Here is a 1838-nt window from a genome sequence, read left to right as displayed (position 1 = left end):
GCGGCGACATGACCGCCGCACTGGCCGGAGCCGCCGCACCGTACGTGGCGGAGGTTATCGGGCACCGGATGGGGCTGGACGACGGGATGGAAAAAGCCGCCGCCCACGCGGTGGCGAATGCGGTGCTGGCCGCGATGCAGGGGAAAGACGCGCTTGCGGGTGCAGCGGGTGCCGCCGCCGGGGAGCTGGCAGGTGGTATTGCGCTGGAGATGTATGATAAAGACCTCAGCGACCTGAGTGAAACGGAGAGGCAGACCATCAGCGCACTGGCAACCCTTGCCGCAGGGATAGCGGGCGGTGTCGCGGGCGACGGCACGGCATCCGCCATCGCCGGGGCGCAGTCCGGGAAGACGGTGGTTGAGAATAACTATCTGAGCAGTAAGCATATAGATGCCTGGTCCGCCGAAATGAAGTCCTGTCAGGCCAGCGGTGGCGACTGCAGCGGCATTATCAAAAAGTACGAAGAGTTGAGTACGGCACAGCAGAAGCAACTGATAAGTGACTGTGCAGCCCACCCGTCGACCTGCCAGCAGAAATACGGTGATGTACTGACTGACAGTCTGGCGGTGAAACAGGCAATAGATCGTGCTCTGGGTGAAGATATCCCGATCAAGATGGTCTACGATCTGACGGCGACTTTTGCGCAGCAAATGCAGGCGGAAGGGGTTGTCGCGACCAACAAAGTCTCGGAAGCACTCCAGAAAGAATACGGTCTGGATGAAGTTCAGGCGGGAATAGTCGCGAGCGCTGCGGCATCAGCATTTGGTGGAATTAGTAAAGCAGGTAAAAGTAGCCCGCTACCAACGCCCTCGGCAACTTCAGCAAAAAATGGTTTGAGTTATCAGTCCAACCCTAAACATACTCCGGGGCAACAAGGCTATAGTTTCAATGCCGGGACTGAACCTAAAAATTCTATAGATCTATTTGGAGTATCTATAGTTGGTGGTAAAAAACGGTATGCAATGGATGCCGAAGGAAATGTTCATCAATTTACTAATACAAATGATGGGACATGGCATTGGTCTGGTAGTACAGGAGACAAAACCGTTCCAATGAAAAAAAGCGATGTACCGAACAGTGTAAAAAAAGAATTCGGCCTACCAGGAAAATGGAGATAAATATGATTTTTGGTAACCCATATCGATTTGCCATTTGGACGGACTATATCCCTCAGTGGGGAGAATCCTATAAGAATGGTTTGTTTCATCTAATAATTAATGGGAATTTATACCCACATAATATTAGAACATCAACGTTGTTTTCTGATCTCTTAGAGATTACAGATAATGACTGTGCTCTGATATCACATCCTCAAAACGAGGATATATTCTCCTTATCTACTGAACATGCTTTTAAGGAACTGCTAAATTTAGCCTATCCAGAACCATCTCAAGAGGACGAATACCCGGAGCAAACATTTGATTATATTATCACTTCATCAAACATCAGTGAATCAGGCGGACGTTTTTTTGCTATCGCAGATGGTAAATCATTGAGAATCATTGGGGGCGTAACAGAACGCCTAGTAGAAGATAGATCTGGCAATGGAAATAGATGGGAGTATATTAACAAACCATTTATAGAAGATATCACGCTATCTAAAAAAGAGGTTGATATTATTATGGCTGATGTTAAAAAATATGCCGAGGCTTTTTTAAATGAATAAGTATACATGTTGACGACCGGGATTTAAAATTTTAACTATCACCTACTGCGTATCAGCATTAGGAATATATACATTCTAGCAACCTGCTGGTCGGGGCGGACAGCAGCGGCAGCGCGGAGGGCACCACGCGTGCGGCCATTGAAAACGGCACGGTGGTGGTTCGCGATAAGGA

The 1838-nt window shown here is 48.4% G+C and carries 2 protein-coding genes; both read left to right on the top strand.

Annotated elements, in window-relative coordinates; translation table 11 throughout:
• The coding region (locus ACOTYN_RS26205; protein ID WP_421634803.1) for a VENN motif pre-toxin domain-containing protein at positions 1–1118 on the top strand (1118 nt) is incomplete at its 5' end.
• A 2-nt stretch (positions 1119–1120) separates the two neighbouring features.
• On the top strand, positions 1121–1666 hold the full coding sequence (locus tag ACOTYN_RS26200) for an immunity 42 family protein (protein ID WP_332958458.1): 546 nt from the start codon (positions 1121–1123) through the stop codon (positions 1664–1666).
• Positions 1667–1838: the final 172 nt, after the last annotated feature.

This window comes from Enterobacter cloacae complex sp. IR5458 (assembly GCF_049238025.1).
Lineage (GTDB): Bacteria > Pseudomonadota > Gammaproteobacteria > Enterobacterales > Enterobacteriaceae > Enterobacter > Enterobacter kobei.
The sequence above is the reverse complement of the archived record's forward strand: the minus strand, read 5'-3'. Positions and strand labels throughout refer to the sequence as shown.

Excerpts from the sequence above, each read along its gene's own strand:
- ACOTYN_RS26200 (WP_332958458.1), top strand. The coding sequence starts at position 1,121 with ATGATTTTTGGTAACCCATATCGATTTGCCATTTGGACGGACTATATC.